The organism is Burkholderia sp. 4M9327F10, from assembly GCF_005503145.1.
Taxonomy (GTDB): Bacteria; Pseudomonadota; Gammaproteobacteria; order Burkholderiales; family Burkholderiaceae; genus Paraburkholderia.
This window is the reverse complement of record NZ_SCNV01000018.1, coordinates 112,161-138,975: the sequence shown is the minus strand read 5'-3', so window position 1 is coordinate 138,975 and position 26,815 is coordinate 112,161. Positions and strand designations below refer to the sequence as shown.

Below are 26,815 nucleotides of genomic sequence, written 5' to 3'. Positions count from 1 at the left end.
ATCCCGATGATCTGGCTTTCCGTGAATCTGGACGTTTTCATGCAAAATTTCCTGTCGATCCTGCTGCTAGAAAATTCTACCTTGAACAACCGCTAATTCTCGGGGGGACTACCCCAGCACGGTCCCTGCACTGTTCGCCTATGGCGACAACGACGACTACGGGTCAGCCGAACCTGCCGACTCAGCACCGCGAAAATTCATGCAGGCGTACAACGACGCGGGTGGTCATGCCACGTTCTACGACTACGGCGAATTCGGCTCGGACTCGCACGTCATGTTCGTTCGCAAGGCAGGGTGCCCGCTGTGGGTTCCAGAGGTTGGCAAATTCTTCGAGTCGTTAGGTCTCAACTGGCAAGTGCAGTCGGAGATCCGCGTGCCGTTCGCGTGGGACCACAAAAAGTCGCGGGAAATCGCAGCCCATGGGAATAACCTCGACAGCGGTTCCAGCGGGGATTCCGATGACGACGGTACAAGCAAATCGGGTGACTGATCGCGAGGTACCAGAGATATAACGATGAAGCTCATCACCGCAGCTCTTGCTCCCTCCGAACGGCACCACTTCGATTTCGTTCATATCGATTCGACAGCGGGGATCATCGCCAAACGGCGCGCAATCATGACTTCGCCCACGGGCAGGAGAAAATACAGATGAAGGCAGCAGAAGAAGTGGCACAGATCGTAATGGAGCGCATGAGTGAATCAGGATTTCAGCATGCTGTTCGGATCGAACGCAGCGAGATTACGCGCATAACCGGTGTTCTTCCAGCCGTCCTGATCGAGGAAATCAGGAAAGAACTCGCGATGGTATCGCTTGTATTTTCGGAGTTGCCAACGGGCGGTTTTGCAGTGGCGAGCCCTACATTGTTCGCGGAAGCGCCGATTCTGACTCTGATGCATCCGCGCAAAGCGGTTTAACGATGACTGACAGTCTGAACGATGATGCACTGGCCCGCGCGGTCCAGTGGCTGCGCGAAGCCGATGGCTTGCTGGCTACGGCCGGTGCGGGCATGGGTGTCGATTCGGGCCTGCCCGATTTCCGTGGCGCGGAAGGATTCTGGCGCGCTTACCCGACACTACAGGCGGAATGTGTCCACTTCGAGGATATCGCCAACCCGGTCGCGTTTCGCCATGACCCGGAGCGCGCCTGGGGCTTCTACTGACACCGGCTCAATCTCTACCGACGCACAGTTCCACACGGCGGCTACGGCATCCTCTGCGCATGGGCTGAGCGGATGGAGCGCGGCGCCTTCGTGTTCACGAGCAACGTGGACGGTCATTTCCAGAAGGCCAGTTTCGCGGATGAACGGGTTGTGGAGTGCCACGGCTCGATTCACTGGCTCCAGTGTGCCAACGCGTGCCGCCGTGACCTTTGGTCGGCCGATGACCTGAGCATAGACATCGACGAGACGAATTGCCGCCTGCTGTCGCCGTTGTCTCGCTGTCCCCGATGCGGGGCGGTGGCGCGACCCAATATCCTGATGTTCGGCGACTGGTACTGGATTGAATCGCGGACGACCCGCCAGATGGCCCTGCTTGAGCGGTGGTTTGCCACCCTGCAGAAACTGGCCGTGGTTGAAATCGGCGCGGGGCGGGCGATACCCACCGTGCGGCACTTCAGCGAGCGGCACGGCCCGCGCGTGATCCGCATCAATCCCCACGACTACGCGATTCACCCAGAGCGTGGAGTTGGCATCGCAGGGAATGCGCTGGACATGCTCAACCGGATCGACAAGATGCTCGACTGCTGGCGTTAGCCCGGGCTACCTTCCTCCTCGGGCGGTCCATATACCAATGACCATGATATTTCAGTCACCTCATGGCGTCGTTGCAAACACGCCAGGGATTCTGTCGAGCGCCGTTGCTATCCGACAAAGCGACAAGGTTTTGCGCTATCCCCGTCACGCATCCTGCACAAGCGCGGCGACCCGTCCCGCTCCCGCTTAGGAGGGAAAGCATCTGAAATACTACGCGAGCAGGAGCAGTACTTTCAACGGCGCAGGGTATTTATTGCGTGGGCCGCCGAGCATGCGGAAACTTTCGGCGCGGTGGTCCCGGTCAGACGCAACAGGACGCGAACGGAAGTACGCTTCGCAAACGTGAATCCGGCTGTGTCGTTTTCCATCTCGGCAACGAGCATCTGCGTAACCGTGTCTTACGTACGCCGGTGTTGTGACTTGGCTACTTTCGACTCGGCACCGCACAGGGTAATCGGCGGCTACGAAGACGATCTCGTCATGCCGGAGTACGCGGTCGTGTATCCAGACCAGCACTCTCTATGGGAGCGCGAGGTCTTCGATTATTTCAAACTCTGGTGCGCGGACAAATTCACCGCTGTGGCAGAGTTGTTGATTCGCTGAAGCGAACAGCCCTCAATATGAGCCGAGGCGCCACTTGCGCTAGCGAGACGTAAAGGCGACAATTCGAGATGTAATACGAAAACTCACCTGATTTTCGTATTACATCCAACGGGACAGGAACAAGACAAAAATGGCGAGACCTACGGCCACCGAGCCACGCGAGACAACTGCGTCGCTTCGCCTGAGCGACGCTGAGAAAAGCGCAATGGAAGCGCGGGCAAGGGAAGCCGGGTTCAGGTCGCTAAGCGACTATCTCAGGGCACTTGTTCGGCGAGACCTTGACGTTTCGTCCAAAAAACGCTCCCCTCCACGACTCGATAGACCATTGACCAAATTTCATACAACGAAGTTGGGAACAATGTGGAATGGTGATTCACTCGACTGGCTTACACGAGCCAAAACCGGCAGCGTCGATCTGGTGATGACGTCGCCTCCGTTCGGTCTAGTTCGGAAGAAGAGCTACGGCAACGAAGATGCACATGCATATTGCGACTGGTTTCGCCCGTTTGCTGAGGGTTTCAAACGTGTACTCAAAGACGAGGGCAGCCTAGTCATTGACATCGGCGGTGCGTGGAAAACGGGGCTTCCTACGCGCAGTCTGTATCACTTTGAACTTCTGATCATGCTGTGCGAGGAGTATGGGTTCCACCTCTGCCAAGAACATTATTGGTGGAATCCCGCAAAGCTTCCCACGCCCGCCGAATGGGTAAACGTGCGACGTGTGCGCGTAAAAGATGCCGTCAACTGCATCTGGTGGCTCTCACCTACACCGTGGCCCAAAGCGAGCAACCGTCGGATTCTCGCTCCCTACAGTGAATCGATGAAGGACCTCTTGAAAAACGGCTATCACGCAAAGACCCGACCGAGTGGGCATGTGATAAGTGAAAAATTCGGAAAAGACAACGGGGGATCGGTACCTCCGAATCTTCTTGCGATAGCCAACACGGAATCCAACGGTCAATATCAAGAGTTCTGCAACGCAAATAATCTGGCCGTCCATCCAGCGAGATTTCCCGCTCTTTTGCCAGAGTATTTCATTCGCATGTTGACTGATCCAGGGGATATGGTTTTAGATCCGTTTGCAGGCTCGTGCGTCACCGGTATGGTTGCAGAAACACTTCGACGACGCTGGGCCTGCGTAGAGATGAACACAGACTACCTGTCCGGTGCCATCGCCCGCTTCGACGGTGACATGAAGAACCAAACCAGGATGAGGCCATCCCCTTACGGCATCAATGCGCCGTGTGCTGTGCCAGTACTGGACGAGGATGCCCCCTTGGCTCAGGACGGCGGGAAAACTCGCCCATCAACGACTCAAGCCGCCTAAGCGGCTTCCCGATCAGACTCGCTCATTTCACCCAACTCGCTCACCGCGGGAAGCGTCCATCGCATGGACGTTTCGTCATAGACAGCGCCTAAGTGCCCGCATGTCTGTCCCACCAATAGGCGAGGCATTGGCCGCTCCGCCAATGCCTCGGCCGCCGCCACCACCGCATCCAATGTGATCCCGGCCGCGCCGACCTCAACCAAGGCGCGTCGAACCGACTCCAAGACCGTAAGCCGACGCGGATCTCCCCACTCTCGAAGAAAAACGTATCCCCCCTTTCCTGTTGCGCACCTCTCGTCCCGTTGAGCAAGTCCCACGAACACCATTGGGTCATCGATCGCTGCTACCTCAGGCACAATTGGTTCGAGTGCTTCTCGAATCTCCGATACGTGCAGACCTTTACCCCTTTCCTGAAGCACCAACACAAGCAGATCGACGATTGCTCCGGTCTCTTGCTCTGTGAAAGGTAGATCCCTGTCAATCAACCCCCAAAGGCCCGCACCTAGCCGCACCAACGGTCCTTCTACATGGATCTGGAAAAAACAGTTCAAACCGCGCTCACGCTCGATCCGTTCCTTGATCTCGCTTGACCGCATTGGCCGCCCCTCCGCCATCAACAACGACACAACAGCTTGATGGACGTCGATCCGATTATTCGAGCCTCGTGCACCTGTTGATCTTGATGTCCAAACCATACGTCCCAGGTTAACGAGGCGCTGAGATCCCTCTAACGCAATCGAGACAACATAGGGCGTCAACCTACCGCCGAAGTCCATACCGCGTTCTTCCATCGCTTCAGCTATCTCTCGCGCGTGCCATTGCCTAGTCGGGTCTGCACCTTCGATAAGATCCTCGACTTCCGCGATCAGCATATTCTGCTCAGTGGCGGAAAGCGGAATATGCTTGGCAAGTCCGTACACTCCACGTCCAAAGAGCAACCCCACGTTCGCCGCCGAATGGTGCGCGCGACGGACCTCGACATCGCGGCCATGTTGGGCACATAGACGAGCTATCTCGGTATAGTGCATTGGCCGGTCGGAGCCAGCCAAGACCGCCTCAACAAGACTTTCAGCACCTGCCCCAAAGCTCACTAATCTTCGCCGTGTGCCATCACCCTCAAACGCGGCAAAGTGAGCCCAGCGTGTGGCTTCGGTCCAAAGTTCGGATCGCAGCTCCTCTCCGGCTCCTACAAGAAGCGAATCGATCATACTGCGTGCGTCGCTCTCTGTTGGCTGTTGACTGACCTCAGCTTCGAGGATGCGCAGCGCAGAACGTACGGCTTTATCCCAGGCGAGTTGCGACAGAGCTGAGACAAATACCATCCCGCGCGTCCTTACGAGCGAGAATCGTTGCCCGCAAAAATGCTCGAGCGCAAAATCGAGCGGCGCTTCAAGCTGCTCCGCGCCGGCGAACCACAGGTCAAGAATCTCTAGTCCCAAAAGCGGTAGGGGATCTTCGCGCCGGGAAAGCAGTCTTTCCAATCGGACCTGCATGTCGTAGCGCCAAATACTGTGTCGCGCCATGATCTTCACGCAATGTTGTTCGCGTTGACGAATGCGTTCGCGTGTTAAGCCAAGCGCCTCACCGATCTCTTGTAACGTCTTCGGTTTTCCGTCGAACCCCATGCGCAGGCGCATCGTGACCGCGTCGCGCTCGTTTAGCAGAGCGAGTACCGCTGCAAGTGCCTCTTTGAGGTTCGTGACTTCTTCGGAGTGAAGAGCATGCAGCGTCGGCTCAGTGTGAACTACGGACTCTGCTGTGTGCGACGAAGAAGCAAGAGGTTGATCGCTACTCAGGCGTATGGGTGTTGCAGGCCCCCGTTCAAACGCGCTCACCAGCTTCTCCTCTACGTCTCTGAGAGATTTGCGTCCAAACTTCTCAAATTTCAGGAGAGCTTCGACCCCGAACAAGCTGAGGTCCTCAACCACTTGAACGCAGTTTTCTCGCATGCAGTTGCTCGCGCGCACCGAGAGGTCTAACGCAGATATCGGCAACTTGAGCAGCCAAGGCGGTGCATATTGCAGGTTATCGATGACCGAATCGGCTGCAGGAACAGATCCGACGAAATGGACATACCGAGCTAGGCCAAGCCGCGTTCGCAACGCTGTCGGCAACCGGGACTCTTGCTGGATATACGACGCCTCGTCAATGACCCCGGCAATTCGCGCCTCAGCTGCAAGCTGTGAACCGGCCTCTGCGACGAGCCAATCCCCATTGACAGAATTGCCGCTCCGAAAACCGTGTTGGACAGCAGGACCAACATCTGGCGTCAACAGGCCACACTGTCCTACCTGCTCCGCACTAATCTCGTAGCCCCAGCCGGCAAGCCCGACGTACAGAGGAATGCCTTCGACCTCGCCAATTGGCGCAGGCGCCACGGCGTACGACGCGGGTAACGCATATCGTGCTGCGGCGGTCAATAGCACTCGGCCGTCCCATTGCGCGGCTATCGATTCGAAGGAAGAAGTCTCGGGACGCCAAAACCCCACGTGCACAACACCTGTGAGTTGCGCATTCTCGTAAGGACGCCATGCATCTGTCAGCGCTTCCAAGTCACGATGAACAGTCGCGTCCCAATTGTCCGTGCTCCGACGAATGAGAAGATAAACGCGCAACGGTCGCATTCGAAATCATCCTTTCTCTGATGCCGCGGCTTCCGCGAGAAGCGCGCCGAAATCTATATCCCCGCCCTCAGCACGACGTGCCAATTCGTTGACGCCCCACTCTGCAAGCCGCTCGATCCACCGATAAATAGGCACATCTTGCGTATCTGCAAGCATGCGAACAGCGTTTGCAATTTCCCGGTCGGGATCGATAGTGGCCACGCTAAAAATCGTCGTACGGGGTGACGGAGGCTCGTGCGGAACAACTCCGTGTGCTAGCGCCAGTGCGATCCCGAACCGATAGGCATCGGCCATTTCGGCGAAGTGTTCATCGTCCTTCAGGCGCTTCAGCAGGATGTGAGATTTCTCGCTCAGACCAATCATGGTCGGTTCTGCAATGAGTGGCGAGTTCATGAGATCACCTTTTCGATTACCGAATGCCGCGGGTTTACCTCGTTAATCTGATAAGCAGCCCCAATACGTTCCGCGATTGGCAGCAGGTCAGTTTCGCGGCGGATCTCGCCGTCGTGTACAAGCAGAATCAACTGGCTTGTAGTTGTGGGTAGATATCGCAGAATGTTGTCCCGATGTCGCAGGTCAAGCCTCCCAAACGGCGTATCCATTACAACGGGACCCGCCGCCCTCCCGGTGCGCGCGAGCCCGTCAATGAGCGACAACGCGACGATCTGTTCGGCACCCGCGCTCCGTACGGTCACACGAGCCCCTCGCTCGTCCAGAATGGTCAATCCGTAGTTTCTGTTGATCTCCAAGCCCTGATACGCCTTCTGAGTTGTAAGGCTCTTAAATGAATCAGTGGCGCGAGCTTCCACATGCCGGCGCAAATCGTCGCGTAGCCGTTCGATGCTTTCTCCGAAGACCTTTTCAATGGCGGCGTACATCTTTGCCAAGGCCGTGCTACGACTGGCACGCGCTTGCGGAAGGTTCTGGAGAGCTTTAGCGATAACCCCCAGTTCTTTCTTCGCATCGTCGATACTCGCCTGACTGGCCGCGATATCTCTCCCCAATTGCCCTTCTTCGCGTACGAGGCCATCACGATAGGCTCTTTTGCGCGCGATATCGGCCGTGTCATAGCCCTTTATTTCTTCTCGCAGTTTCTCTGCTTCGTTTTCTACTTTGGTGAGTTCCACGCCTAACTTGCGCATCTGAGCGTCAATGTCACCGATCCTCGAGCCCGCACCTGGCTTAAGCAAACGGCTAATCTCCTGAATCTCCGCCGAGACTTGCGTCAGGCCGGTCCGATCGATCGTTGTGGTTCTCAGCGTCGCCTCGATCTCGCCCAATTCAGTACCTGCCTTGACACGCCTGTCGTCGTGCAAGGGCTGGCCACAAGTCGGGCATGATGCCGTTGACAAGAAAGTTCGCAAATCTGCCGCGCGCAACTCAAGCTTGCTACGCTCGTCCATCGCTCCGGTAATCTTGCTTTGCGCCTCGAAAAGGAACGTCTGCTTTACCGTTAGCTTCGGTCGCAGAAGATCGCGCCACGCTTCGCGCAATTGCACGAGTCGTTCAGCCGCCAACGACTTCTGCTCCTGTTGGATGTTCTGCTCACGATCAGCAAGGGCATCGATGCGGAGCTTGGCGGTGTATACTTGGGCCATCCGTTCGAGTTCGTCGTCCAGCGCTGCGCGTTCCTCAACAGTTTTCGCCAACTTTATTTTCAGTCGGCCATAGTCATCCTCGAAAGACTCGAGCTTTGTTTGCCACGAAGCTTGACGCTGTGCCTGGCTTTCCAGCCCAGCCACATGTGCCAGATCCTTCGTCTGCTGTTTCGTTGCGCTTCGCAAGAGGGTGGTTGCTTCATCCCGGCCATGAATCAGAGTCGGGACGCCAAGCACCTGCTCAATTGCATCCTTAATGAGTTTGCCCTGCTCGCTACCCTCAATTAGGAGCGTCTCGTACTCCTGCAGCAACTCGCCGTCGAAGAGGAAAAACCGGGAAACCTGCTCAGGGGCGAAGCGGTTTATCTCCGCGTCAACCAGGTTCCCCGCGATGGGTATGCCGTCTTTCTTTAAGGCGACAAGCACCTCAAAGTCCTCTGGCCGGGTAGCCTGCGCGACTATGTTGCGTTTCGTTGCCCGGCGGCGCAGGTCATAAAGATGCCCTTCCGCCTCGAACTGCACGCTCACATCCATTGTCCAGCAGCCTTCCAGCGCGGCTTCTTTATTTAGCAATTCATGAAGCGGTACTTCGCGAAGATGCCTACCGAGAGCTTTGCCATAGAAAACCCATCGGAGAGCATTGAGCAGGCTCGTTTTTCCGCGCATATTGTCACCGAACACGACCATCACATTCCGCGTCGGATCTTGCGGAAAAGCAAGCGTTACCTCGCCCTTGTAGGGCATGAAGTTCTCGACCGTCAGAGAGATAAGCTTCATTGGACAACCTCGCTGCTGCCGGAGTGACCAACAAACTCCTCCACGGCGCGTTGCAACTCGAGCACCGACGCATCACGGTCCGTGTCGAACTGGTGAGTTCGTTGCAAAGCGAATACCCGACGTAGAAGGTGCTCTGGCAGCTCTGGGGCAACTTCGCGCGCTACCGATAACAGCGTGTCCAGCGCCATATCGTTTGCTTCTTGCGGCTCTCTCATTCTTTTTCTTCCTCTTCCACTCCAGCGTTCCGCCAAAGATCGGGATCGAGACCCATAGTATTGGCCATCGCTCGCAATTCCGCCCCAGCGGTCCTATTAATCGCAGATTCCGCAAATTCAATCGCTCGAACGAATTCGCTTTTTAACAACGAAAGCTGTTCCGGCTCGTCTTCCAGATTCAGCGGTACAACGATTGCGTCGTGGATGACCGCAATATGCTTGTCCGGCGCGCTTCTCAACACGCGTCCCCGCCGCTGAATAAACTGCCGCGGATTCTGAGATGAAGCAAGGATTAGTGCATGGTCGACAGCCGGTATATCGACACCTTCGTCGAGACACTTAATAGAGACGAGTATGCCGCCGAACGAACGAAACCAGGCGAGCGCCGCTGCGCGGTCACCGATCATGCCCGTGTGATATTCCATTGCCGATAGACCAGCCTGTGTCAGTGCGTCGAGGATTTCGGCCAATTGTTGCCCATCTTCGCAATATACAAGCCAACGCTGTCCCTTTCGATAGACAGCGCGAAGCACGTCTGTCGCGAGGCCGATCTTGCCGCTCGCCTTCTTCGCGATGCGGGAGCGCTGGATAAGGAGCATCTTTGCCCTGTCGCTAAGGGAGCCGCCGCCGGAGGCATCGTCTCGCGTCTTGTTCATCTCCAGGAAGATTCGGTGGGTGAGCGCCTTCCAGTTATCAGCCTCCTCAGCGGTGAGGTGCACTGGATGGGGATGATATTCATACTCAACTAGGCGCCCGGATTGAATAGCATCCTGAAGGGAGATGGCTGGCGGAATAACCGGCCCAAAGTAGTCAAAGATCTTTGCCGTGCCTTCCGGATCGCCGTATCGAATGGGCGTCGCACTCAAACCGAGCCTTGGGCCCGTTTCGATTCCCATGGCACGGGCGTTGAACGGGCTACCGATTTGATGCACTTCATCTGCGACCAGCATTAGGTGAAGGCCGCCGCTGGCCTCCGCTAGGAAACTATCCGTGGCTGCGGTCTGCATAGTCGACAGAATCACCCGCGGCCCATATTCTGGCGAAGGATCCGTCAACCCCGACAGACGTCCAGCTTGCTTCCAACGATTGTGCCCAGATCCAGCCCGAAGAAGGATCGCCTCCGGCAATTCGTCCCGGATTTCTGTCGCCCATTGCTCCAGCAACAGAGCGCTTGGAACCAGAATGAGCGCGGGCAGGCCTTTTGCAATGTGCTCTTTAACGGCCAACAGAGCAGTGAAAGTCTTCCCACTGCCGGTGGCGTGTTCAAATATTCCGCGACTACCAGCGCGCTTCCAAGCCTCGATCGCGGCCGCCTGGTGCGGCAGTGCCGCGCGTTTACCCGTGTCTTCGTTTAGTCCGCCTGTATCCACGCCTTCGATTCCTTCGAGACTCACTGTTTGCAGACGTTTCTTTGCAGCCTCCGGAAAAGGGACGATCTCCACGCCCGCCACAGTTCCGGCCCACAGTCGCTCGAAATAGCTATCGTGGCGTTCCACACGCTGTCCCTCAGCCCCTTCTCGCCAGCTGCAAAAGACCTCTATGGCCTCATGGTTGCCCCTGTTGTGCCAGCCGTTCCAGGTTTCATTAGCGGACCCGAGGAAGCTGACCCGGTTTCCGGTTGAATCCCTAAATATTCCGATTTTTTCATGGTAGAGCCCATATCCCTCCGGCCGCAGCGCCAGCCGGATGTCCAGCGCACCGACGGAGATCAAGGTTGCCAGTACCCGAGTGCGGTAAGCGGTGTTTTCGGAGGCCAGCATCCGGTCTATCTCGACTTCAAGATTCATTGCAACGCGTTCAATACGCGCTTCATAGCCTGCCTCGATGCTCTCCATGTCCTCGGCCGTAACGGATGGAGAGCAAACCAACCGAATCTTGCCACCCCTCCTCGCAAATTCCACAGTGGCTGGTCCAACGATCAGGTAGACGGATGACCGGAAATAACCTACTGCTCGTTTATAGTCCGTGGCATTTAGCAGGCATGGGCGATAGAACCCGTTAACCGGATCGAGGTCACCCGTCCGGTACTCAGTAGAAAAGTCAAATTTGGCCAACCCCGTGTTCTGACGCATGCCCGCCTCTTATTAGGGCTCCAATGCGGCCGAGCTTCCCGAACCGATCTTTTATGTGATTTTTGAAGGATTTGTTCCGCCCGTTAGATTATACAAATAGTGGATGAAATTCATGCACCATGCAATGAAACCGTGAAGGATTTCCTTGACGACGAACGTCTTACCCCAACTAGTTGAATTTGCAAATACTGGCTTGACGTGACTTGTTGTTCCTGGATGTTTCGGCGAGGTGGCCGCCGGATCGATTGCCTGCGGCGGTTGGTTAACTGCCTGTCACCGAGGCGCAATATCTATGCACCGTTACGCGGTCTACTTCGAATTCGCGTGCTAGCTGACTACGGTTCTCGCCAGCATCGAAGCGTCGTTTTAACTCGGACTGCTGTTCCGCCGTAAGCTTCGGCTTACGGCCTTGATATTTCCCGCTTTCCAAACGGGCACGGGCGATGCCTTCACGCTGTCGCTCCTTTCTGATGCCATGTTCGAACTCCGCAAATGCGGCGAACATGGTCAGCGCCAGCTTGCCGGCCGGCGTGTCGGTATCAAATCCCTGCATGAGAATGACCAAGCGCACACCTCTCGCGCTGAGCGCGTTGATTTGCGTCAGCACGTCAACGGTGCTGCGGCCAAGCCGGTCGAGCGCGTAGACGACTAGCGTGTCTCCTTCGCGGAGATAGGCCGAACACTTCGCCCAGCCGTCGCGGCTGTCGGCGGCAATGGTGCCGCTCGTTGCTTCGTCAGCAAACTCCTTGGCAACTTTGAAGCCAGCGGCGGTGATGGCTTGCCGCTGGTTTTCGACCGTCTGCCCGGCGGTCGACACGCGCAGATATGAAATGATGCTCATGGCGGTGGTTGTCGTTGTTGCAATAGGGTATATATATTATATTGCATCGAGCCCTATATATTTGCAACACAAAACGCAACGGTTTAACTTTGCTCAGGCGCGTGGCGTTGAAGTTTAGCCAAACGCCACGGCTACCGCGGGCAATGTCCGGCGGTAGCCGGGCCAATAGCAGCCGTTTGTAGGCGTCAAAAGCAGATACTCAACGTTTGAGCTAACGTTCGCTCGAAGGAACTGTTAGGTCTGGGTGCGCTATGACCCTGAGTAGGGAACAGGCGCCGCGGCGCCTGTTCCCGATAGCACCTCGCCCTCCGCTGACGCGGAGTCCAGGGAGTTGCCCTTTTTCACGGCCTGCGTAGGGGGTCAGGCTGTGGTTGTGCATGTGGAAGCCTTTCCATGGTTTGAGCATCGCATAGCTCAAAGTTGGCGTTCCGCCACTGGACTCTATCAAAGTTCCTTAGATTGTCAATGTGCGCACCAAGATATGTCCGTTTTCCACCGTGGATCACGCCAAGCGTGAACGCAGCGGAATCAGGCTTCCGAATGAGGCCGACGAGTTGAGGTGGGCCGCCGACCGTGTGATCTGTGGAGTTCGAGAGGGCATCACAAAAGCAATGAAAAACGGCCCGGCTGGTGTCTTTCGTAGGTCCGCTCTTGTACCTCAGGTAGTTCTCATTGAAAGCTGCCGCTCCGGTTCCGAAGGCGAAAAGCACACCTGACGCGGCAGGCATCGGTTTCTCTTCTCCCCGCCACTTCCCTTCTGAAGTCCACCTGATGGCGTGACAGAAGAAAGCTCCCTTTTCTTTCGGATGGCGTGAACCATGGATGATCGTTAGCTTGTTCTTCGCTAGGCCCGCTCTCAGCGCAGGGTACTCCGACGCCAAATCGTTTAGCTTGTCCACAATGGCTTGAAACTTCTGCTTGGGCGAAAAATCCGATGCAAAGAGAAGCCCCGCGTCAGCCAGGTCGACAATCTGATTTAGTGCCAGCGATGGAAAGAGGACGTCTCCGCAATAGCCAAGTACGTCGGGCCACCTCGTAAACGCGAACACCTTCCGGCCTGCGTCGTACGAAGTTGCCTCGTCCTAGGACAGCCTGCTGTCACTAGCGATGTACAGCGATGAAGCGCCATGCGTATCAATGCCAGCCCATGATACGAGTAGAGTCATTGAGCCTTTCTAAGAGATCTAATGCCCAAGTTTAACGGGCGGACGAGCCAGCGTAGCTTGCGAAGTCCGTCGCGACGAAAGGTTATGCCGCATTGGCACAACGCTGCTTACACTGTTCAAAGCGGTTCCGATAGAAAAGAGACAGTCGAACTCGATCGAATCTCTGGCGTACGGCTCACGCCGCGCGCCGCTTCGTTAAGCGGACTGTATGACTCTTGCTCATTCCTGTATACCTTTTCTTTCCAACTCTTGCGGCTATGTTCGCCACTGGGGCTCGCGTCGAGATCAATCTTGTATAGTTGGGCACCAAGGGCGCTCCCCACTTCGGTAACTCGCGCATCGGGCATGCATGACAGGAGTTGCCGGTAGCGTGATTTGTCAAGGTCGAGTGGCTGCGCGAACCAACCACCAGATATACCCCGTTAATCATAAGGATCCGTTTTGGAAAAGATCGCGAAAGAACGGCATCTTCTAGCATTGGCCGCACCCTGCCTAAAGCGCCTATTCGGCGAATACCAAGTTGATGAGAATCAACGCGATCGTCCAGATGCGGCCATCGTTACTACCCCTCCTGGAGGTCGAAATACTGGTGCGCGAATCGGCATCGAAATCACGACAGTGGACCCTCCTCATGCGCTTGAATATATCAAGGAGACGAAAAGCGTAGATGCCTATAGTGCGAAAAGGATCGATGCGTATATGCGAGGAGAGGAACTGCCTGCAGAAGTGGCCAAGCGAGCCACCATCGAGCTTCCTAAGACGTACATCACAGAGGGCGTGAAGGGTAAGGCAGAAAAGTACAACGCATACCACGAAGAAGGCGATTTCGATAAATTAGTATTGGTCGCGTCCACCGAACTCCTGTCGGGGAAATCCGACTTAATTAGATATCTTACTCTATGGGCCAATTACCTTCTTAGTGAAGCAAAGTATCCCTTCGACTACGTGATACTTGTAATCGAAAAGACCAAAGAGTGCATGCAGATCTATGACAAACAACGACCAAGCACAATAGAGCCCAAGGACGACATGACACCAACCCTAGATTTCACGCGATCGGGCTTTATTCCGATCGGGCGCGGACGTCTGGGATCGAATGCTACTCCGCCGGCCATACAGATTCGCCGAAAAAAGCGGTAAGAAGTGTGCGCGATGTCTGGCTGAGGACGGGTACGCTCTACCGGACACACCAATGTCCGAGCCGGGTCCGACTACGGTCGGACGTGGCTCGCGGTAGACGTGGCGTTTGGCTAAAGGCTTTGGCCACATGGCGCAGTGGTGCCGGGATCTGTTTACTGTGCGAACAAACGACAGGCTGTTCGAGATTAAAGCGGTTGATCGGATGCCCGATCACGAGCCGATGATGAGTATGCTGAAGACACTGCCGGTGTGCCCTGTCATACAGGTAATTGACGCGGCAGACGATATCGAAGATCTGCTGTTTTTTTCCGAGAACGAGCCCCGTGACGGTTATGTCAGCGAGATTATCGGTGCTCAGTCGCTCCTGCACTTCTCCCACGCTCACCTGCGGGTCGACGGGACAATCGCCAAGGCGTCAGGCGCAAATCGTTGCGCCTGCTATTACGCCAAGGTTTGCAAAGCTCCCCTCGCAATGGAAAACTCACCGGTCTGCCAGGCCACTCCATGGGAATCGTTTTCGCCCACCAACAGCCATGGATGCTGGTACGCGCAAGGTGTGATCGCGGGACGCGGGAGGCAAACCTGAACCCGCCTTGTGCTCTAGATCAGGGCACCCGCCCGGTCAACGGCATGGCGGATGGGTTGCGGATGCCGATCAAGTCCTACGCAAGGTGATCGGCATAGTTCGATGATGCAAGGCTGGCCACCGGGGGATCGGAAGTAGCGACATCGAGAAGCTGGCTTTCCCCGGCAGGACCGAGGAGTTGGTCTTCGCCGGCGGCACCGATTCGCCCCTTCAGCCAGTACACCCCGGCCATCTTCTTTTTCAGGACCGGGTCATAGTCGTTCTGCCGCATATTGACCAGATCGTGGTTGACCAGGATGGACAGGCCCCGTGCCACCGAGGCGCGACTCATATGCAGCGTGTCGGTCAGTTTCGTGTAACTTACCCGCGCCTGCAGTGTCTTCCTGTCGCGGATCGACGCGAGGTAGACGTAGAGCTGCAGCGCGTGCAGTGTGGTAACCGAGCGGTTGGTCATGTCGACGAGTTTTTGCAGCGTTCCGGAAGCCCGCGACACCGCGAGATGCTGGTGCGGCAGTCGGGTCCAGTAGCCGATGTCTTCGTAGCGCACAAGCCGGTAGATGCTGGGGCGCACCTGTAGCCGTTCAATGACCTCGAGCTGGACCAGCAGGCTCAACCCTGCAATCACCATGGGTCTCGACAGGCCGAGGAACGCGCTCCATTCGGAAAGCGTGGCCTCGACGCTCCCGGTCTGGGGCAACCGATCGGTTGGCTTTCGATTGGCGTTCGCGCACAGCCCAAGATAGAGCTTCAGTGCCGCGATCGCGTCACCGGCCGGCGCGTCTGCCAGTGTCTCGTGAATCTCTGGTCTGCTAGCCCACCAAGTCGGCATCCTGACCCATTGCAGGTCGCGATTCGGCTGCTTGATCCGCGCGCTCATCTTGACCGGCTCCTAGCGAGAAGCGCGCCGAGCCAGATCACGCCCAGCGAAGTGAGTCCGAGGAAACAAATGGCGAGATTGGTCGGCGAGACGGCTCCTAGGGCATGGAGCAGTTCGAGCAATGCCGGGAAGGAAAATGTCATGGCTGAACCCCAAAAGGTAGGTTTTCAGGGATTTTGCCAGACGACGCATGGATATTCTAGAGGTCTAGAGGCAGTATTTATATGTTGATATAAAAAACCATTATTTATCAAATAGATACAGCCATCAATCAAGACATGGAACGGTAAATGAGCGATCACGAACAGCTCGGACGGTACGCTGCGGGCCCGATCATGGGGTCCGCGGAGCAATGGAACAGTCAATGACCTAAGCAGGTTGGAGGTGACTTCAGAGTTCGGACAACAGAGCACCTTTGCCATTGCCCTGTGCCGTCTCGAGAAAAGCAATCTGCCACAAACCGGCCATTCGAGGGCAGGCATCCTACAAACCTAAACATTCTGAGTCATCTGAACAAGATTGGTGACTGGCCGTTTGCGGGTTTATCTCAGACATTCGATCTTTGCCCGAAAACTTAATCATTAACCACTCCGATCGACGCCGAAATACGCGTACACCGCTCCGATCGCCAAACCTAGCCACGATTGCCCCACACTTACCAGGTCAGAAAAAATTTTGGCCGTTGGGTCGCTAAGCACAATCGCCCCCACGATCAAGGCGGTAGCCCCCACGAAAAACCACGCGAACACATAGAAAAGCGCCAAAATAGTAGCGACAGGTGACTGCAGATTACTTTCTGGGCTTACGCCGAAAGGTCGGAGGTTCAGCGGTCCCTTCGCCGGCGATATTGCAAGTACCGTGACGACCACTGCGGAGACAAGGCTTTGCAGTGTCGTCGTCAAAGATGAGAGACGCTGAGTTACCGAGCAATCAATCTGATGGACATTACACGATAGGGCCGCCTGAACCATCGAAAATGTTGCCCACGCATAGAGACAAAGTAAGCCAATGGTCAGAAACGATAGTATCAATGCTCTTGCATTTGCCGAAATTACTGCTCCCAGATTTTGCATGCCTCCTCCAATTAATGACAGACAGAATTCGGATCTCTTGTGTCGATTTCAAAAAATCGAAAACATTCCCTCCGTCGATTCAATCTGAATTGACCTGATAGCAAACCGGTGCGCCCTCAGGTGTCGGACCGGGCCAGCTAGACCATGGCTGATTTACAAAGCGTGCGACTTGAGTTTGGCAATCGCGCAGATTGATATCATCCACCGCCGCGTCGTCGGTACTCCCTATGCATGCGAAATTTGCCCAAATGCGTTCGATATTTGCATGAGTAATGTAAGAGGCGTTGACAATGGCAGCGGTAGAAGTGACCACACGATCGGCAGGATTACGCACAAACTCCAAAAGGACGCTTTCAAGAACTGGCTTTGCTTTCGACCAAGTTTGCTGCGCCGTCTGACCAGACTCCACATGATAAATGCATACTGGATATACTCTAGCAGTCGCACAGCCAACCATCACAAGGGTGAAAAATATCACAGAGGCAAATGCGTAAAATTTCGATGAATATATTCGGTCAATTTCATTTTTCATTTATAACCCCGGGTGGGTAATCATGCAAGTGCTCGGAACGACGCATAACTACCGTCGCCTCACTGAAATTCGGTCGGGCCGAGCACGATGCAAGAACGTCTTCCTCACTCTACTAGCTTCGGCACTTTATGGTCACGTTCTGTCGCTGATCGAATTAACTGTTCTAACTTCTCTCGACCAATTGCCATTGCCTCCGATCGGCTGTTAACCCAATCTTCCATCTTTATCGAGGCAACAGCAATAATGTATGGAGTATCGGAATCATCGGTAAAGCTCAGCGTAGTTCCGCTGGACGTATTTGTAATCGAACTGCTTGAGGTTGATTGATTCGCCCCACCCCCAACTGACCATGGACCAAAGGAGAATCCCAGACTACCACTGCTGTGGTACCACGATTGAAATTCATCGAACACCGTGCTGGACGTTTGAATCGAAACCTCCAATCCGCGTCCAATGAGGGCAGTCGTTGGGATTAAAGGCAGTTGGCCGCCTCGGTTCCAATATTCGCTTGCATCAACGTACGTATTAAACGGGGCTGCCAGAAGTCCTTCGTCGTACCACTGCCCTCGAAGCACTTCGACCGGGACCAAGCGCTTGAAAGAGAATGTCAAATTCTGCGTTCCCGCGCGCAAATGGTCTTCAATATTGCCTCCCCCCGCCGAGCCTCCAATACTGAAAAATCCGTACGAAACACTCCCTCCCGCCTCCCATCGAGACTCGTAATTTGTCGATGTGGAAGACGATTGATTTAACGCGACATCCTGAACGGCATCATGAGTAAAGAAATCATCTGGCAAATTAAGGTTGGTTTTCAAAAAACGCGTCCAGCTTTCAGGTGGATCGGACAGATCATCCGTTGTTTCTGGCAGATAAATGGCATTCGCCGGATTATTATCGTAGTCATATATCCTATTAATGACACGCGTTAGTTCTGGGTAAGGATGTGCCGCACCTTGCCAGTAACCGTATCGCTCTGTCACGTCATCCGTCAGCTCCTTCAACATCGGCGTGTAGCCTATATCACCGTAGTTATTATCCCAATCGATTCTACTCAATCCCGGATTGGCCAGTTTTTGCTGCTTCCAATCGGCCTCGGCAGTTTTCTCAAAAGTTCGAAGAGCGTGTGCGGCATCGTTGTATTTGGTCCTTAGATCTATTATCTTCTGCTGGTCCTGTGTCGATGCATACCTCGTGGTCAGCGAGACATTCAGTCCTTGCAGATACTGTCCGTAGGCCATCTGAACCGATGCACCCGTGTCAATGTAGCTGTTTGTATTCTTGTTACCGTAGGCCGGTATCTTATCTCCGACAAGAAGCTTTCTAAAGATTGCCAAATGCTGCTCCACGCCCGAATTTATATCAAGAGGTCGGAAAACTGTGGGAGCTTGCACGACGATTCGCGATTCAGGGGGCTGCATAATGGTTTCAAATGTCTTTGTTAGTGCCGACCACGCCGTATCATCTGTATCGAATATAGACATATTATTCTCCTTGAATTTTTTACGCAGTGCATTAACGTGAAAAAGTAGGGCTTGCAGCCGAATAAAGAAAATAGAGAAAAATTCCTTCTGGTTAACGTAACGTCAGAGATATTCCCATTCTCAAACCGTACCCGCGTAACCCACACGTCATTTCGAGCCCACACACTGATCCGCAAGATTTTCGTAATCTATTTGTATGCGGGAGAGAACCCAGAGGTAAAGTGAAATACCAAAGGAAGCCGAGATGAGGGGCGGCGCGGAACACCGTGTCGACAAGCAACGCATCTGTTCTCATTCCCACTCCGATGTATTTCGTTTATTTCGGGAACGACTTCTTCGAAGTACGATGCAGCAGCGCAGCGAAACGGTCTCAGGTTGCTTGCCCGTCGATACGTCACTATCGACTTTCCAATCGTAACGTATCGAGATTGGTTATAGAGCCCGCCAATTGCTTTTACAAGCCCGTTTGCGATCACGTCGCATGTAGCCTGAAATCGGGTTTGATTATTTGAAAAATACGCTTACTAAATTCTTTACCACATGTCTTCCGCGGCCACTTCGCGGAAATCAGAATCGGTAGATTGCGTCGGATATGGAACACGCTCGGCTGGCGTTCTTGTTGGACCACGGTTGCGTCCAATATCACGCATCGTGTAGCCTGGCGTCGTTTGCGCAGCGCTTGGGGCAGGCTAACGGACCAGACCGACAAAGACGCTTATGGGTACCGCATGCCGAAGTCTGCGTTGGGGCTGCGCAGCGGACATTGACCCCCGCGGCACGAGAGGCCGTTCAGGATCGTCATGCGACTCCCAATTGACGGCCTCACGTCCATGGCACGAGTTCTTGCCTCGCCGTAGCTGCCCTGGCACACTGGTGGCACAGCGACAATGAAAACACGGGATAGCCAGCGATTGGAAATTTCGTCGTACATCACGTAGGTTGCTGAATTTATTGATCTTCAGTTATCGCAGACTCCCCTCACCTACCATGAAAAACGCATTCGTAATGCGAAGGTCGGGGGTTCGATTCCTCTTTCCGGCACCATAAAGATTCAAGCAAAAGCCCAGTCCCTGCGATTGGGCTTTTTGCGTTGTGGGTCTTCGCGATGTGCGTGAACTACCCGCACTAACTGAAAGAAGTGAAACACAGCCAAGGCTGGAATCCATTCGAATGCATGCGGTTTTAGGATAAAACCCGCGAACATAACGGGCGCTCAGCGTCACGCCCGCTCGCGATACTTGCCCTGCAGGAAATCGATCAGTACGCGCAGCTTGAGCGGCATCTGCGCGCGGCTGGCCGTATACAAATAGAACCCAGCAAAGCGCGGACACCACGCTTCGAGCACAGGCACGAGCCGTCCGTCTGCCAGTTGCTCACGCACATATTCATCCATGACGTGCAGCAGCCCCATTCCCTGCTCCGCCGCGCGCACCATGGTGCGCAAATCGTTGGTCACGAAGCTCCCCCGCACGTCGACATCAAACACTCGCGACGGATCGCCGGGCTGCACAAACTCCCAGCGATAAATGCCGCCGCTTGTCGAAAACCGGTAACGCAGACAATCGTGCCCAGCCAGGTCGTCCGGCGTCTGCGGCCGCGGATAGCGCTCGAAATAGGCGGGTGAGCCCGCCACCACGATGCCGAGCTCGCCGCCCAGTGGAATGGCAACCATGTCCTGCGCGAGGCGCTCGCCCAGCCGGATGCCCGCATCGAAACCTTCGCCCACAAGGTCAGCGAGACCGTCGTCAAGCACCATTTCGAGGCCGATATGCGGATACAGGCGTGCGAACTCGCCCAGATGCGGCAGCAACCGCAGTTCGCTTGCCACCCGCGCGAGGTTGATCCGCAAAGTGCCGGCCGGATGGTCGCGGGTTTCGTCGAGCGCGTCGAAGGCGGACTCGAGTGCCGCGAGCGCGGGCCGCACGCGTTCGAGAAACTGCGCGCCCGCCTCGGTGAGAGCCACGCGGCGCGTGGTCCGGTTGAACAGGCGTACCTTGAGTTGCGTTTCCAGCGCACGCACCGACTGGGACAACGCCGACGCCGAAACACCCGACTCGCCCGCCGCACGCGTGAAACTGCCGTGTCGCGCCACGGCGGCGAAGGCCATCAACGCCGGTAACTGTGCAGGATCCAAGCGGTCTCTTAATTATGAAGCATGACTTCATAATCCTTGCAGACAACCGCTATTTTTCCAAGCAAAGAATCAGCGCACGATACCTCCATCGCCCAACAACCTGGAGGACACATCATGACGATGCACCAGTACACCTTGCTTGGCCGCTCCGGCCTGCGCGTCAGCCCCATCTCGCTCGGTACCATGACGTTTGGCACCGAATGGGGCTGGGGCGCCGAAGAGAAATCCGCCCAGCGCCTGTTCGACCTCTACGTGGACGCGGGCGGCAACTTCATCGATACCGCCGATCTGTACACGGAAGGCACCAGCGAAACGTGGGTGGGCAAATTCGTTGCGGCGCGCGGCCTGCGCGACCGGCTGGTGATTGCGACAAAGTTCGGCTACAACGCCGAAACCGGCAATCCAAACGCCGGCGGCAATCACCGCAAGAATCTGATGCGTGCGCTGGACGGCTCGTTAAAACGCCTCAGCACCGACTACATCGATCTTTATTACCTGCACACCTGGGACCGCGTCACGCCGGTAGAAGAAGTCATGCGCGCAATGGACGACGCCGTGCGGGCCGGGAAAATCCGCTACGTGGGCTTGTCGGATACGCCCGCGTGGTTCGCAGGACGAGCCCAGACGCTCGCGGACTGGCGCGGCTTCGAACCGGTGGCGGCCATGCAGCTCGAATACTCGATGATCGAGCGCAACGCTGAAAACGAGTTCGCCGATCTCGCCGCCAACCTCGGAATGGGGCTCGTGCCGTGGAGTCCGCTCGGCATGGGAGTGCTTTCGGGAAAGTACCGCCCATCGCAGGACGGCGCGGGGCACGGCATTGCAGGTGCAGGCCGGCTGGCAAGCCTTGCCGGCAACCCGCCGCCGGGCTTCGACAAGCTGACCGAGCGCAACTTCCGGATCGTAGCCGTGCTGGAGGCGGTTGCACGCGAGGCAGGCAGGCCGATGGCCCAGGTCGCGCTGAACTGGCTGCACCAGAAGCGGGGCGTGTCGAGCATCATCGTCGGCGCGACTCGTCCGGAGCAACTGCAGGAATCGCTCGGCTCGCTCGACTTCACACTCGCGCCGGAACTGATCGCGCGCCTCGATGCCGTCTCTGAGCCTGCCCGGCCATTCCCGTATTACATGTTTGCGGACGGGCATCAGGCGCGCATTCACGGCCAGGTCGAGGTGACCGGCAAGCCTGCGGCGTTCGACCGCCCCGTGAGAGTACCGGAGCCGAACGTCACGGCTTCCTGAGAACGACCCTGGAGCGGCGTCACGTCACTTCATGAGCTTGCCTCGCTGCTTGCCCTGCCATTCGCGAAACCAATCACCGGGAAGCCTGACGCTCGTCCAACGCACTGCACGCCACGCTCAGTAGAGATGCGGCGTGCATTTGTCTTTTCATATGCATAGTAAAAGAACGTCAGACGCGTCAACGGAATCGCGTAATCCTTCGTTAACAAAAAATTGAGGGCGCAATTCGGCACGTTTGAATTGAATCGCGCTCGGAAGCCATATACGCGGTGTCATTGGGCGGCATATGTGCAGTGCAGCGAAACGTATTGTTTAAGCGCTCTGATAAGCGAGCGGCCTGAGAGAACGCCAACGGAATTTCGACATGGCTTACGCGACGGTATGGACTGCGTGACGTGCAGCGGCCCGAGCGGAAATCTCGAGCGGCATCGAAGACTGCACGTTGCAACGCACCAATCCGCTCCCGCGCGGCGCCAGGCGAAACGCGGCGTGCAGCGCGGCTTCCGGGGTGACGGATGCGGCGACGTCAGGATCGAATGCAGTGGGCAGTTCGAGCGCAGGCCGCGAAGAATTGTGTAAAAGTTGGGGAACAAAGACTGCCGCGACCGCGAGGTTGCGGAGATTGCGGGAACAATGCGTAGGGTATTGCCCTGATAAGTCCGATCGTTCGCAACTGTGGCACAAGAGTTAAATTTTATTCAATCGAATTCAAGCAAAGTGGCCTTGTGCCGTTAAAGCAACAAATGGCCAATGAAAAACAGTGTTATCGCTTTGCAGCACTGGTGCAAATCGGGGACTGAGGCAGATAATCAGTTCGTAAAGGAGAAATATCATGGATGCCAAACCGCCCAAGATTCCGACCCCGGATAAGGTGTTCAGCCCGGATCCGGAACCCGCTGGCGTTGAGTTCCTTGGCGCCGAACTGCCTGAGCATGTTCGCGCGTTCTTTGACGAACAACGCAAGTCGTGCGAGCCCAAGTAACACGAGGCTGGCGCACCGCAACATCCGGAGCACGCACGCAATGTGCTGCTCAGGGAGACGTGCGCGCACGCCAAGCAGGTTGTTACGGGTCGCGATAGCTGTTCGACACACGCTGGGCCATTCCCTTGGCGCGTTGGATCGTGCGCCTCAAAAGAAGATGTATGCCGCGCGCGTTGCGCTTCGTTTATTCTTCTGACTTTCCGCTTTGACCGTTCGGTCACCGTCTCCCACATGAACCGTTTGTATCGTACCGGCGTAGCGGGCGCGCTCGCGCTGTGTGCCGCCCTGACGCTTACGCTGACATCCACTGCCGCGTATGCCGACAGCGACGACACCGCTCTCACCAATCTGATTTCACTCGTATCGCAAAGGCTCGCGCTTGCCGAACCGGTTGCGCGCTGGAAGTGGGCCAACCATCAGGCGATCACCGATGCGCCACGGGAAGCCGCACTGCTCGCCGATGTCGCCAAACGTGCCGCAGCCGCGCAGGTAGACCCCGAGTTCGCGCGCGCCTTCTTCCAGGACCAGATCGACGCGAGCAAGGAAGTGCAGAACGCCCTGTTCGACACCTGGCGCAGCACACGGCCACCGGAGGGTGCAGCGCCCGACCTCGTCACCACTATCCGACCCCAGCTCGATCAATTGACCAAGTCCATGATCGCCGGTCTCGTGCGCGTGCAAACGTTGCGCACGGCGCCGGATTGTCCATCGCGCGTGGCCCAGGGCATCGCCAACTGGAAGTCATTGACACGTTACGACTCCGCGCGCTCGGGCGCCCTCACCCACGCGCTGGGTCATGTGTGCGAATCGGGCGGAGTGGGCGCGACGGGCTAGGCAACACTCGCCGTTCCTGCGTTGAGGGAAACGCCCAGCGGCATCACCCTCAGGCCGCGCGCCAGATGAGTTTGCAGGATGCGATAGGTGGACAGCTCAAACGAACCCGCGACACTCGACGCATGCAGGCTTGCCGCCTGCGCGAGCGAAGGTGCGTGACCGACATAGCGCCAGCGGTCGACCACATGAAAGGCGCGCGCCTGCAATTCAGCGTCGCGCTCCTCGAAGACAATCGGACCGTCGAACGGCCAGGGCGCATCGACGGGATCGCTTTTCGCCACACGCGGCAAGCGGTTCTGTCCGGGCCGCAGTGTTGCGATCCATTGCGCCTCGGCCAGCATTGCACCTAACTCGCCGCCAGTGGCGAGCCATTCGACCCGGCGCACTTGCTGCGCCAGCCGCAAATCTTTCGACGAACGGCGCTCGCCCGTCAGATGCGAGCGCAGACGTTGCCGAACCCGCACGCTACGGCCCACGTAGAGCGGCAAATCCCCTTCGCCGTAGAACGCGTAAACGCCGCAGCCGGCCGGCGCCGTGTCGAGCAGGTCTTCGGTAATCTCGCCCGCCAGACGGTAACGACGCAGCGTGCGGTCAATGTGCGCCCGCAATACCTCGACTGGCACCAGGCCATGCAGGCGCTGCCAGAACTGCCAGAGCAGGTCGGCATCGGCTAGCGCCCGGTGGCGGTCGGACGGCACGAGGGCGTGGCGTTCAACCAGTGCGTCGAGCCCATGGCGTTTTTCCGCGGGAAAGAGCGCGCGCGACAGACGCACAGTGCACAGGACATCAGGATTGAACGCCAGGCCTGCACGGCGAAACTCGCTGCGCAGGAAACCGCGATCGAAACTTGCGTTATGTGCAATAAACAGCTTGCCGTTGAGGCGCTCGAACAGCGCAGGCGCGATCGCATCAAAAGTGGGGGCGCCGCGCACCATCGCATCGGTGATGCCGGTCAGTTGCTGGATAAACGGCGGAATGGATTGCTGCGGGTCGACCAGTGTGCTCCACCGGGCCACGCCTTCGGGCCCGACTTCGACGACACCGACCTCGGTAATGCGGTGCTCGCCGGTCGAACCGCCGGTGGTTTCAAGGTCAACAAACGCGATCGGCACATCGATCGCCGGGTTCTGCAAAAACGCTTCAGTCATGGGGCAAAGATAGATTTCGGAGCATGGCTTGCGGCAAGTATGCACCAGTTGCCACGTGGACATGCACGCGGCATGGCGGTTTTAATACCGTTGCCTTGCAACCAGCATACGCAGCGGCAACTTGTTTCAGCTCCTTCCTGCCGGCTTAAACTCCACGCCAATATTATGCTTTTATGACTTGATCGCGATAAAGCCGGGAATTTTTATACTGGGAAACCCTGGGTAAAGCAAGGTAAAAAAGTACTGCGCTCGCCCAATCACGCTATATCAGTGAGACATAAAACAGTTTGGAACGAGCGGCGCCTGGAAGCCGCATTGATGTGGATATCCTTCCTGCCGGCCTGCTGATACCCATAAAAAAGCCCTCGCTTTGCGAGGGCCTTTTATTGGTGCTTCGATGCAGTGCTTGCAACTGCGCGGCCTACCTGGCTCACAGAGGCTGAATGTTCGCCGCCTGCTTGCCCTTCGGGCCGGTCTTCACGTCGAAGGAAACGCGCTGGTTTTCCTTGAGCGACTTGAACCCTTCGCTGCGAATTTCCGAGAAGTGCGCGAACAGGTCGTCACCGCCCGAGTCCGATGTGATGAAGCCAAAGCCCTTAGCATCGTTGAACCATTTTACGATACCGGTTTCCATATTCCAGTTTCCTTCGAGATTTTTTGATTAAGACGGGCAAAGCCCTTACGCCGATTACCGATGTACCCAGAAAAAGGGACGTGCTGGCGATACACCATCACATCTGCTAATCGAAATTCAGCATTGCCGTTATACGGGGAAGAAAGATCGGGCGTCAAGCAAATTTTTAACAATCGCTTATCTGCTTAAACCATAACGGATAGAGTCTGACTCAACGCAATAGGTGAGCACGATACAGCACATTTAAGTAACGACCGAATAATCAGCAAGTCACTTTTACTGAGTCGAATCTCACTATGCATAAACAGGGAATTTTTCCCGTCATATGTAACAAATCATGTCATTCGTAAGTGTTTGTCCGAGTTGCTGCAGTAAATCCCCGGCTTCAAGATGGATATTGGCAGTATGGATGAGTAAGGAGATTGCCATGCTAGTGAATGGATTTCACCGTCTCGCCGTCTGGCTTACCGGTGCATTCCGCCAGAGGCCTACGGACGGGGCCGCGCAGGCTACACCGTCCGTGTTCGACTTCGATCCAATGTGGCATGGAGATCACTGGCAGAACCTGCTGTCTTCCCCAATGGACGCTCGCCACTATGTAATGGAAGATTGGAGCATTGTGAACGAGGTGGATTTGGAGCCAGCCGGTCTGGCTACTCAGATCCGCTAGAACGGCCTCGGGAAATCAGGGGCAAAAAAAAAGCGCGACTGGGAAGTCGCGCCGACAAAGGTTTGGAGATCTTTTTCGTCAACGAAAAAGTCTGCTTCGGAAAGCAGAGATTTCAGTATACAGGCGAAGCATCAGATGATTGGCGGCGCAATCGGCAATCATCTATTGCGTTTACAACAACAATCGATTTTCTCGTTCTTTTCGCGTTGTTTTTTTACATCGTTTGATGTAGCAATTGAACAACGCGTCGTGATTGACACCGCTTCACCCTACCCGACTGATGCTCGCAAAGCCTTTCCCAGCAAGGCTTCCATCGACATCGCCAATAATTGCGCGTCAAGTAATACTTTATTGCGCAAATCGGAACGTCCGCCGGGCAACCACATCCCTACACTCTGCCTGTCCGGAAACGAGCGCGCTTGATGTCCCGCGCGTTTTCACGCAGGTCTTCGCCTCTCGCAGCGCAAGCGTGACGTTTCCTTGAAGCCTGGGTTTCCAAAGCCCATCC

24 protein-coding genes and 1 pseudogene are annotated in these 26,815 nt (G+C 56.1%); 12 read left to right on the top strand and 13 right to left on the bottom strand.

What is annotated here, in order from left to right; translation table 11 throughout:
- Positions 1 to 199 precede the first annotated feature (199 nt).
- The 5 genes and pseudogenes from FFS45_RS18510 (at position 200) to FFS45_RS18490 (ending at position 3,684) form a co-directional block, all read left to right on the top strand.
- Entirely contained in the window at positions 200 to 490 is a 291-nt protein-coding gene (locus FFS45_RS18510) for a hypothetical protein (RefSeq protein WP_137956072.1), read from the top strand.
- 158 nt (positions 491 to 648) lie between these two features.
- The gene (locus FFS45_RS18505; protein ID WP_137956071.1) at positions 649 to 915 is read left to right on the top strand and encodes a hypothetical protein; all 267 of its coding nucleotides are present in this window, start codon (positions 649 to 651) and stop codon (positions 913 to 915) included.
- Positions 916 to 917: 2 nt separating this feature from the next.
- Positions 918 to 1,754, top strand: a pseudogene (locus FFS45_RS18500) (Sir2 family NAD-dependent protein deacetylase).
- 420 nt (positions 1,755 to 2,174) lie between these two features.
- Complete coding sequence (locus FFS45_RS18495; protein WP_137956070.1) at positions 2,175 to 2,357, top strand: hypothetical protein; 183 nt, start codon at positions 2,175 to 2,177, stop codon at positions 2,355 to 2,357.
- Positions 2,358 to 2,682: 325 nt separating this feature from the next.
- A complete protein-coding gene (locus FFS45_RS18490; RefSeq protein WP_249362839.1) occupies positions 2,683 to 3,684 on the top strand; it encodes a site-specific DNA-methyltransferase in 1,002 nt (333 codons plus the stop codon).
- Here the strand turns inward: FFS45_RS18490 and FFS45_RS18485 are convergent.
- From FFS45_RS18485 to FFS45_RS18460, 6 genes are all read right to left on the bottom strand, one after another.
- Positions 3,681 to 6,308 (bottom strand): DNA-directed RNA polymerase subunit alpha C-terminal domain-containing protein, encoded by a 2,628-nt coding sequence (locus tag FFS45_RS18485; RefSeq protein WP_137956068.1) that lies wholly within the window; start codon positions 6,306 to 6,308, stop codon positions 3,681 to 3,683. The two genes, FFS45_RS18490 and FFS45_RS18485, sit on opposite strands and share 4 nt — an antisense overlap.
- Positions 6,309 to 6,314: 6 nt before the next feature.
- Positions 6,315 to 6,701 carry a hypothetical protein gene (locus tag FFS45_RS18480; protein WP_137956067.1) on the bottom strand — a complete coding sequence of 129 codons (387 nt, stop codon included), beginning with the start codon at positions 6,699 to 6,701 and terminating at the stop codon, positions 6,315 to 6,317.
- On the bottom strand, positions 6,698 to 8,683 hold the full coding sequence (locus FFS45_RS18475; protein WP_137956066.1) for an AAA family ATPase: 1,986 nt from the start codon (positions 8,681 to 8,683) through the stop codon (positions 6,698 to 6,700). Before FFS45_RS18475 ends, FFS45_RS18480 begins: the two co-directional genes overlap by 4 nt.
- A complete protein-coding gene (locus tag FFS45_RS18470; RefSeq protein WP_137956065.1) occupies positions 8,680 to 8,898 on the bottom strand; it encodes a hypothetical protein in 219 nt (72 codons plus the stop codon). The genes FFS45_RS18475 and FFS45_RS18470 overlap by 4 nt, the downstream gene beginning before the upstream one ends.
- A complete protein-coding gene (locus tag FFS45_RS18465; protein WP_137956064.1) occupies positions 8,895 to 10,970 on the bottom strand; it encodes a DEAD/DEAH box helicase family protein in 2,076 nt (691 codons plus the stop codon). The genes FFS45_RS18470 and FFS45_RS18465 overlap by 4 nt, the downstream gene beginning before the upstream one ends.
- Positions 10,971 to 11,232: 262 nt before the next feature.
- Entirely contained in the window at positions 11,233 to 11,811 is a 579-nt protein-coding gene (locus FFS45_RS18460; RefSeq protein WP_137956063.1) for a recombinase family protein, read from the bottom strand.
- A 1,607-nt stretch (positions 11,812 to 13,418) separates the two neighbouring features.
- On the opposite strand from FFS45_RS18460, the gene FFS45_RS18455 reads away from it, so the two are divergent.
- Together FFS45_RS18455 and FFS45_RS18450 are read left to right on the top strand one after the other, a co-directional pair.
- Positions 13,419 to 14,117 (top strand): hypothetical protein, encoded by a 699-nt coding sequence (locus FFS45_RS18455; protein WP_137956062.1) that lies wholly within the window; start codon positions 13,419 to 13,421, stop codon positions 14,115 to 14,117.
- 106 nt (positions 14,118 to 14,223) lie between these two features.
- Entirely contained in the window at positions 14,224 to 14,703 is a 480-nt protein-coding gene (locus FFS45_RS18450) for a hypothetical protein (protein WP_137956061.1), read from the top strand.
- Between the two features lie 76 nt (positions 14,704 to 14,779).
- Here FFS45_RS18450 and FFS45_RS18445 read toward each other — a convergent pair whose 3' ends face one another.
- From FFS45_RS18445 to FFS45_RS18425, 5 genes are all read right to left on the bottom strand, one after another.
- Complete coding sequence (locus FFS45_RS18445; protein ID WP_137956060.1) at positions 14,780 to 15,580, bottom strand: hypothetical protein; 801 nt, start codon at positions 15,578 to 15,580, stop codon at positions 14,780 to 14,782.
- Positions 15,581 to 16,161: 581 nt separating this feature from the next.
- Positions 16,162 to 16,653, bottom strand: coding sequence for a hypothetical protein (locus FFS45_RS18440; RefSeq protein WP_137956059.1), 492 nt, complete (start codon positions 16,651 to 16,653; stop codon positions 16,162 to 16,164).
- A gap of 79 nt (positions 16,654 to 16,732) precedes the next feature.
- Positions 16,733 to 17,185, bottom strand: a complete 453-nt coding sequence (locus FFS45_RS18435) for a hypothetical protein (RefSeq protein WP_137956058.1) — start codon at positions 17,183 to 17,185, stop codon at positions 16,733 to 16,735.
- 104 nt (positions 17,186 to 17,289) lie between these two features.
- Positions 17,290 to 18,666, bottom strand: coding sequence for a hypothetical protein (locus FFS45_RS18430; protein ID WP_137956057.1), 1,377 nt, complete (start codon positions 18,664 to 18,666; stop codon positions 17,290 to 17,292).
- Between the two features lie 1,219 nt (positions 18,667 to 19,885).
- Complete coding sequence (locus FFS45_RS18425; RefSeq protein WP_249362838.1) at positions 19,886 to 20,800, bottom strand: LysR family transcriptional regulator; 915 nt, start codon at positions 20,798 to 20,800, stop codon at positions 19,886 to 19,888.
- A 114-nt stretch (positions 20,801 to 20,914) separates the two neighbouring features.
- Here FFS45_RS18425 and FFS45_RS18420 point away from each other — a divergent pair, with 114 nt between their 5' ends.
- From FFS45_RS18420 to FFS45_RS18415, 3 genes are all read left to right on the top strand, one after another.
- Positions 20,915 to 22,039 (top strand): aldo/keto reductase, encoded by a 1,125-nt coding sequence (locus tag FFS45_RS18420; RefSeq protein WP_137956056.1) that lies wholly within the window; start codon positions 20,915 to 20,917, stop codon positions 22,037 to 22,039.
- An 832-nt stretch (positions 22,040 to 22,871) separates the two neighbouring features.
- On the top strand, positions 22,872 to 23,021 hold the full coding sequence (locus FFS45_RS41765; protein WP_166660758.1) for a hypothetical protein: 150 nt from the start codon (positions 22,872 to 22,874) through the stop codon (positions 23,019 to 23,021).
- A 231-nt stretch (positions 23,022 to 23,252) separates the two neighbouring features.
- Entirely contained in the window at positions 23,253 to 23,855 is a 603-nt protein-coding gene (locus FFS45_RS18415; protein WP_137956055.1) for a chorismate mutase, read from the top strand.
- Here the strand turns inward: FFS45_RS18415 and FFS45_RS18410 are convergent.
- Positions 23,852 to 25,003, bottom strand: coding sequence for an exonuclease domain-containing protein (locus FFS45_RS18410; RefSeq protein WP_137956054.1), 1,152 nt, complete (start codon positions 25,001 to 25,003; stop codon positions 23,852 to 23,854). The two genes, FFS45_RS18415 and FFS45_RS18410, sit on opposite strands and share 4 nt — an antisense overlap.
- 430 nt (positions 25,004 to 25,433) lie before the next feature.
- Positions 25,434 to 25,637, bottom strand: a complete 204-nt coding sequence (locus tag FFS45_RS18405; RefSeq protein WP_137956053.1) for a cold-shock protein — start codon at positions 25,635 to 25,637, stop codon at positions 25,434 to 25,436.
- 427 nt (positions 25,638 to 26,064) lie between these two features.
- Between FFS45_RS18405 and FFS45_RS42395 the strand changes: the two genes are divergently transcribed.
- Positions 26,065 to 26,307: a hypothetical protein gene (locus FFS45_RS42395; RefSeq protein ID WP_137956052.1), complete on the top strand. Its 243-nt coding sequence runs from the start codon at positions 26,065 to 26,067 to the stop codon at positions 26,305 to 26,307.
- A gap of 135 nt (positions 26,308 to 26,442) precedes the next feature.
- On the top strand, positions 26,443 to 26,730 hold the full coding sequence (locus FFS45_RS18395) for a hypothetical protein (RefSeq protein WP_137956051.1): 288 nt from the start codon (positions 26,443 to 26,445) through the stop codon (positions 26,728 to 26,730).
- Positions 26,731 to 26,815: the final 85 nt, after the last annotated feature.